Source organism: Streptomyces sp. NPDC005866, from assembly GCF_040629895.1.
In the GTDB taxonomy this organism is placed as follows: Bacteria; Actinomycetota; Actinomycetes; order Streptomycetales; family Streptomycetaceae; genus Streptomyces.
This window is the reverse complement of record NZ_JBEXWP010000064.1, coordinates 1-1,370: the sequence shown is the minus strand read 5'-3', so window position 1 is coordinate 1,370 and position 1,370 is coordinate 1. Positions and strand designations below refer to the sequence as shown.

General features: G+C 68.5%; 1 protein-coding gene and 2 pseudogenes. 1 reads left to right on the top strand and 2 read right to left on the bottom strand.

Features of this window, described 5'->3' with window-relative positions; genetic code table 11:
- A pseudogene (locus tag ABZ396_RS40735) lies at window positions 1–326 on the top strand (hypothetical protein); the annotation flags it as partial.
- A 162-nt stretch (window positions 327–488) separates the two neighbouring features.
- Here the strand turns inward: ABZ396_RS40735 and ABZ396_RS40730 are convergent.
- Together ABZ396_RS40730 and ABZ396_RS40725 are read right to left on the bottom strand one after the other, a co-directional pair.
- Window positions 489–716: pseudogene (locus tag ABZ396_RS40730) on the bottom strand (kinase); the annotation flags it as partial.
- Between the two features lie 258 nt (window positions 717–974).
- Window positions 975–1,370 (bottom strand): response regulator transcription factor (locus tag ABZ396_RS40725; RefSeq protein WP_358927080.1); only part of this gene is annotated, 396 nt, incomplete at its 5' end.

The following is a 1,370-nucleotide window of genomic DNA, read 5'->3' as shown; positions in this document are numbered from 1 at the left end:
TCTACCACTACGCGCCCACGGTCCCCGGGCGGCGGCCGACCCTCCAGGAACCGGCAGTGGAGGCGTGGCGACGGCGCTACCCGCTCTTCCCCCGCATCCTGTTCGTCCTGGACGGCACCGGACCCGCCGGTGTAGAGAACCGCATCAGCGCCCTGCACGCGAAAGCCGGACTGCTCGCACCGTCCCGCTTCCCGCACGACGTCCCCGTCCTCGCAGCACCGCCGGCCGACCTGCTCCAGCACAGCCCCTCCGCACCCGTGTGGCGCCCCGTCCACGACCCCGACCAACGAGTCCCCTGGACCGGACGCGCGTACTGGCAGACGTAGCATGCTGACCAGCCGTGGTCGGGAGTGAGCGCGGCACAGCCGGACCCCTGGTCGGGCTGGGCGCAGCAGCGGCCGCACCTGTGGTCGGCCTCATGGTCGAGGCAGGGACGGCGCGGCTGTGACGGCACATTAGGCGCAACGTCTGTCGCAACAGTGCCCGGGTCAGCGGTCCACAGCGGGCAGGTGGACCAGGCCGGTGTCGTTCATGACGCGGTCCACGGTCTCGTGCAGGGCGCTGCCGTCGTCGATGACGGTCTCGATGGCGCCGGGCAGCAGATCGCGCGCCCGGTACCAGTCGCGCAGCTGCGTCTCGCTGACATCATCGGCGATCGGCTTGGTGGCGTGCCGGGCGAGGGTTTCACCGAACGGCACGTCCAGGTAGTAGCCGTGTGGCTTTGTTCACGAGTTGCGACAGCGGTTGTTTAGCTCTTTAGGAGGCACCCGGACTCCGCCGCGTTCGATGTCCACGAGAAACGACAGCACCCCATCCAGGGCATCCTGACGACCTATAGGAGGGCCCAGCGGTGCGGGCGTTCAAATCGGCTGGGCAGATGAGACTGGACTCCCGAGACAGGGCGAAGCACGGCTTGTGAAGCGTGCGAGGGCGTTCAGCAGTCGGGGGCAGCGTCTGCAGCCTGATCGTGGCTGTCAGGAGTTACGCGGGGCTATAAGGCCGGATTCGTAGGCGAGGACGACGAGCTGAGCGCGGTCGCGGGCATGGAGCTTGGCCATGGCCCGGTTGATGTGGGTTTTCGCGGTCATCGGGCTGATCACCATGCGGTCGGCGACCTGGTCATTGGACAGGCCCTGCGCGACCAGGGCGACGGCCTCGCGTTCGCGGCTGGTCAGCTCTTTCAACTCCATGCCGGTGTCGGTGGGGAGCGGCTGGGTGACGTACCGGTTGATCAGCTTGCGGGTGATCGAGGGTGCGAGCAGGGCGTCGCCGCGCGCGGCGACGCGTACGGCGTGCAGGAAGTCCTCCGGCACGACGTCCTTGACCAGGAATCCGGCAGCGCCGGCGCGCAGGGCGTCGAAGACGTACTC